Origin of the sequence: Longimicrobium sp. (genome assembly GCF_036280135.1) — a bacterium.
GTDB lineage: Bacteria > Gemmatimonadota > Gemmatimonadetes > Longimicrobiales > Longimicrobiaceae > Longimicrobium.
In genome coordinates this window covers 1-5,135 of record NZ_DASURI010000514.1, presented here as the reverse complement: position 1 = coordinate 5,135, position 5,135 = coordinate 1, and the positions used below count along the sequence as shown (strand labels likewise).

The following is a 5,135-nucleotide window of genomic DNA, read 5'->3' as shown; positions in this document are numbered from 1 at the left end:
CGTCGCCGCTTCGTTCGGCTTCGGGGTGCCGATCGGCGAGGCGTTGCAGCGCGCGAACTGGCTCCCAGCCGCTCTCGACCTGATCCATGGCGGCCGTCAGGAGTGCGCGTGCTTCTTCCGGCTCCACGCACGCGAGCCGGTCACGCGCCCGGAGCCACTCCGGGCCGAAGATGGTGGCAGCGGGCTCTCCATCCCCTGCCGAGTGGATGTTATTCACGACGCCAACTCCATCGTGGGATTGTCATTCTCCGGCCAGAGCGCTATCTGGGATCCACGAGGCGCTTCAGCGCGCGCGTGGAGACCGCCTGCTTCTTCTCGGTGCACGCGAGCAGATGGCCCGAGCGCCGAGCCGCGTGGGAGAGGGTGATTGGCTGGTGCTGGCCCGAGGACCGCGGGCCAGCACATGAGGGCGGACGGGCTTAGTTGATGTCGGCCTTGCCCATCCGCAGCTGCACCAGCGACTCACTCGTCTTCCCATCCACCAGCACGGTCGTCCGCCCGGCGAGCGTGGCGACGAGAGAGGTGATCCGGTCCCGTCCCTCGCCCGCCGCCGTCTCCTCGGCCAGCCGCCGGCTGAGCAGCAGCTTGGCATCCTCGTAGTACAGTCCCCGGCTGAAGCGCTTGCGGACCTCCTCCACCAGGGCGTTCCACCGTGTGGGCTCAGCGCGCCCCTGCAGCACCGACAGGCAGCGCCAGGCGTCGTGGCTGATGAAGATCACGCCGTCGTCCTGCGGGTCCGGCACGGGCGTCAGGATGCGCACGGGGTCGCGCCCCTGCTTCGCCGCGAGCGCATCCTCGCCCTCCTGCGTGATCCTCCACAGGACGAGCGGCCGGCGCGGGCGCCCCGGGTCGAGCACCACCTCGCCGATCGCGAAGCCCGCGGCCTTGAACTGCTGGAGGTCGTGGCCCGCGCCGCTGTAGGCGCGCTCCGTCAGGTCAGACCCGAGCAGCCACCCCCTCACGCCGCCCCTCTTCCAGCCCGAACCGGTCTCCGCGGCCTCGCCCAGGACGCTCAGCACGTTGAGCTTGTCACCGCTGATCTCGTGCATCGGCATCGTGCTTCTCCGTTGGTTGCTGCGTGTGTTCATGCGGTGCGACCCAGCGTTTGCACCGCGGAAGATGCCGCCCCGTGGGGCGGCGACGATCCTCCCTCCACCAACGCGAAGAGGGCTCGTCGCGGACGATCCGCACGAGCCCCCCGTTCATGATCCCCTGCGTGCCCTTGGAGACAGTTATCCTCTCCGGGTTCACCGAGGCTGCCGGTTGTGCCGTTCCTCGGCAACACGTGTGACCTCTACTCGTCGATCAATCCTCGCGCGTGAGCCCATCCGTCACCGCGTGCGCGATGGCGGGCAGGGGCAGGCCCTGCTGGTTCACGGTCCGGCCCACGTGCTGGTCAGGATGCGGGTGCTGGATGTGGTCGTGCTCACGCGGCCATCTCCGCGGTGAGGTCGAGCTGGTGGGGGGTACCGCGCTGCAGGCGTCGGATGGCGCGGCGAATGTGCCCGGCGTAGACCGACACCGCGCGCCAGTAGACGGCCATCGGCGCCTTCCGCGTCCTCCAGGAGTGTTCCGCGCGCACGGCGGCCTCGACGTGGATCTCATGCAGGAGCTCGGCGAGCGCGTGCAGCGCTGCCGGGTGGAGCAACGCGAACTTTCTGAACGCGCGCAGTCCCAGGACGGGGTTCCGGACCTCGGCCCGGTCTTCCCGCTTTACCGGACGCGCCGTATCGCTCTCGGGCGTCAGCACCAGCACCTCCTTTCCACGGTTGGGACGAGGATGACACCTGCTCCGGATCCGGATTTCACCCTCACCCTGTTCTCCGAGGGGGGTGCGCGGGCCCTGTAGCCATCTCACCCGGGGACGGCGGGACGGCATGCCGCGGCGGCTTCGCGGACCCGCTCGACGCACGGCGACGCATATCCAGCCTGGTCCAGCTCGTTGACCAGCTGGTCCACGCGGAGGAGCAGTTCGGGCGTCTTCGCGAACTCGATGGCGTGGCGCTGGTCCTCCGCCGTGCGCGTGCGGGTGCTCACGCCGAAGTGCGCGAGCGGCCGGCGCGCGGAGTCCAGGACGATGATCCGGCCGCCCCGCGCGAAGCGGAGCAAGCGGTCGTGAGAGAAGATCATGGGCGTGGGATTCGCGGGGTCAGGCGGCCTGCGCCAGGGAGACGGGGAGCGGCAGCGTCGCTTGGGAAGACGGTTCCCGCACACGCTTCGGGCTGTGCAGCCTCGGGCCCGGCAGGTGGGGTTGGCGCACGGGCCGGAAGGAGGAGGCGGACGCGAATCGCTCCTGCTCGTACAGGTTGTGAGCGGAGAGCAGGTCGATCTCGCCCCCAGCCACCAACTCCACCCAGTAGTCGAGTAGCTCGTCCCCGGAGCCCCCGGGTGCAGGCGGCGGAGGAAAGCAGGTGCGGGGAAGGCCGTGCTGCGCGGCGGAAGCGGCTCGGATTGCCCGCGCCCGCTGCGCCGTGTACCACTCGTGCATGACCCTCGCGCGCCGCGCGATCGTGCGCCCGGTGCGGAACCGGGCCCGCGCCTCCACGTCCCACGCCATCGAGTCAACCGAGCGGACCCGTCCGTCGAGTGCGCACTCCCGCACAAGCGCCTCGATGCCGTCGGACTTCACGCCGAAAAGGTGCAGCTGGACGGTCGTGGGCAGCACGCGGTCGAGCCGTTCCAGCACCGCCATCAGTCCGTCCGGGCCGTGGACTTGTCGCGCGCAAACCGAGCCGACGCCCAGCAGGGACGGAGCGTCCGGGAGGGCGAGCATGTCCCAGCAGCGGTGATAGTCCTCCGGCCACCATCCCTGCAGCACGGGCACGGGTCCCGGAAGGCCTCCGTATTCCGCGACCCTCGTGCAGGCGGTGTAGAGAGCGACCGTCGCCGCCTGCCGGAAGCGCACCGCCGAGCTGCTGCCGGCGACCTGCGGCTCGCACGAGTAATCCGGTGCCGCGTACCACGCCCAGGGGAACGCCGCCACGACCCGGAGGACATAGGCCTCGAGAGCCCACGAGTAGCCGCCGTAGTGCCGCATGGCGACATAGCCCGAGCTGTCCAGCGCCGCATCCAGACCGTCCAGGTCTCGCCCGGGCCGCCGCACGGCCACCACCTCGTGGTCGGCGTCGCGGCGGAAGAAGGAGTTGGCGCTGACCATCACCGTGAGCCCGAGTGCGCGCGCGGCGCGCGCCAGCCCGCCCCCGGGGCTCGGCAGGCCGACCCGGATCTCGAGGGGTGGCTCGGTGCCTTGGCAAGGTGGACGTCCCGCGCCCACCGACGGCTCGGCCGGAGCGCTGCTGCACGGGGAGGCGGAGCGGGGAAAGGAGGCCTGGCGCACCTCAGCGCCCCGCGCCGCAGGGTGCGCCCGGGCCGAGCGGGAGGGGAAGCGAGGTGCTGGCCACCGCCAGCTCCCGAAGCCGGTCGCGCACGTGCCGGAGCGACTCCATCGCGAAGTCCACCTGGTCGGCCGCCTGCTGGAGCCGCGCGGCTTCCGTCTCACCGCGGCTGCCGTGGTACAGCTCCGCCGCCAGGAAGACCGCGAGCGGCGCGGCGGCGCATGGGTCCCGTGGCGCTACGCCACGATACGCCGACAGGGCGGACGCGACGACGCATCGTGACATCGCTTCGTGCTCCCGCTGCTGAGCCGTGGCAGCGGCGAGGCGTACGTTCTGCACGCGCTTCATCCTGACCCTCCTGTTTCTGGACAAAGGCGGTCCCTCCCGGACCGGCGGGCGGCCGGCGCAGACCATCAACCCGGCCTCCTCCCCGGGCCTTTTCCACGGTGGGGTTGCGCCAGTCCCACAAGACACCGCCGGCCCGCGCCTCACCTGGAGACGCGGGCCGGCACCGGCTTACGGGCGGAACGTGAACGGCTATTCGGCCGCGATCCGTTCCTCGGCAATCAGGAGCGCATCCACGGCGGCATCCAGATCCGTCAGGGACACGACCCGGCTGAACGGTGCGAAGAGCGCCTGCGACACCGACAGGTGCACGACCCCGAGGGTCAGGATGCCGGAGCACGCGTCCATGGCGGCGCGTTCGATCAGGGCCGCGTCGCCGGTGGTCCAGCCGGCGTGATACGCCACCGCGAGGGCGCTGTCGACCACGCGCCGGACCTCCACGATCGGCTCCGGGTGGGGAAGCCACGTTGCGATCGCCTCCGCGGCCATCGCCCGCGCTTCCGCGCGCCACGCCGAGCGCTCCAGGCTGGCCGCCGCGCTGGCGACGGAATGGATCCGCTCCGCGTCGTCCGGACTGAGCTGGAGCGCGAGCGTGTTGAGCACGGCCAGGTTGCGGGCGAACCGGTCCGCGATGTCCACGACCACGCCGGCGGCGTTCGCGGACCACTCCTCGGCCTCCGTGTGGGCGAATGCGACGCGGTTTCCGGCGCGCCCGTGCCACATGTCGGCGACGAGGCGCACGTAGGCGCGCGTGTCCATCCCGGCACTGTGGGTGGTGGGGCAGTCCGGGTCGCCGCACGGGCATTCCAGCAGCGCGAACACGCGCGCGAAGGAGGCGAGACGGTGGTGGAGGAGCGGTTCCCGTACGGGGTCCGGCTCCGCCACCCACTCCGTAGCCACCGCGCGCAGCATCGCGAGCAGGCTCATCGTCTCCACCCGATCCTGCGCGCACCGCGGGTTGCCGCAGCCGCAGAGGTGCCGGTCGAGGAACCCGTGCGCAATCCCGAAGCTGCGTAACCCGTCGCGCAGGCGTGCGAGGGTGGCGTCGCGGACGGTCTCCTCTGTGGTCGAGGAGGGCATTTCAGTGTAAGCGGTCGACATCAGCTCATCGGGAGGTTGTGCCAGCGGTAGCGAAGGGTCAGAGCGACAGCCCGGCGCGTGCGCGCTCGCGGCCGGGTTCCGTCATCAGCTGTTTTACGGTCGGGATCTCCTTCAGCACCGTGCGCCGGTCCTGCTGGTGAAGGCCCGAGAACGCGTTGGAGAGGTCCTTCGCGCTGGGTACGTATCCGAGCGACTCCCATTCGCGAATGGCGTCGTCGCGGCCCCGCGACGCGGCGGCAAGCCGCGCGGAGCAGGCCTCGTGTACCTCCCTGGGGGTGGCGCCCTCGCCCAGGCCGAGGTCGCGGGCGACGTGCGCGGTCACGATCCTGCGCGAGCGGACGGCGTCCAGATAGC

The 5,135-nt window shown here is 71.2% G+C and carries 8 protein-coding genes; all 8 read right to left on the bottom strand.

Annotation, left to right across the window (positions count from 1 at the left end; genetic code table 11):
• Positions 1-217 (bottom strand): hypothetical protein (locus VFZ20_RS16620; protein WP_329685033.1); only part of this gene is annotated, 217 nt, incomplete at its 3' end.
• A gap of 202 nt (positions 218-419) precedes the next feature.
• A complete protein-coding gene (locus tag VFZ20_RS16615) occupies positions 420-1,055 on the bottom strand; it encodes a hypothetical protein (RefSeq protein WP_329685032.1) in 636 nt (211 codons plus the stop codon).
• Positions 1,056-1,426: 371 nt separating this feature from the next.
• Positions 1,427-1,756 carry a hypothetical protein gene (locus VFZ20_RS16610; RefSeq protein ID WP_329685031.1) on the bottom strand — a complete coding sequence of 110 codons (330 nt, stop codon included), beginning with the start codon at positions 1,754-1,756 and terminating at the stop codon, positions 1,427-1,429.
• Between the two features lie 98 nt (positions 1,757-1,854).
• A complete protein-coding gene (locus VFZ20_RS16605) occupies positions 1,855-2,130 on the bottom strand; it encodes a hypothetical protein (protein ID WP_329685030.1) in 276 nt (91 codons plus the stop codon).
• A 19-nt stretch (positions 2,131-2,149) separates the two neighbouring features.
• Positions 2,150-3,157, bottom strand: coding sequence for a DUF7221 family queuine tRNA-ribosyltransferase-like protein (locus VFZ20_RS16600; RefSeq protein WP_422655652.1), 1,008 nt, complete (start codon positions 3,155-3,157; stop codon positions 2,150-2,152).
• 181 nt (positions 3,158-3,338) lie between these two features.
• Positions 3,339-3,683 carry a hypothetical protein gene (locus VFZ20_RS16595; RefSeq protein ID WP_329685028.1) on the bottom strand — a complete coding sequence of 115 codons (345 nt, stop codon included), beginning with the start codon at positions 3,681-3,683 and terminating at the stop codon, positions 3,339-3,341.
• Between the two features lie 189 nt (positions 3,684-3,872).
• Positions 3,873-4,781 (bottom strand): hypothetical protein, encoded by a 909-nt coding sequence (locus tag VFZ20_RS16590; RefSeq protein WP_329685027.1) that lies wholly within the window; start codon positions 4,779-4,781, stop codon positions 3,873-3,875.
• Positions 4,782-4,818: 37 nt separating this feature from the next.
• Positions 4,819-5,135 (bottom strand): hypothetical protein (locus VFZ20_RS16585; protein WP_329685026.1); only part of this gene is annotated, 317 nt, incomplete at its 5' end.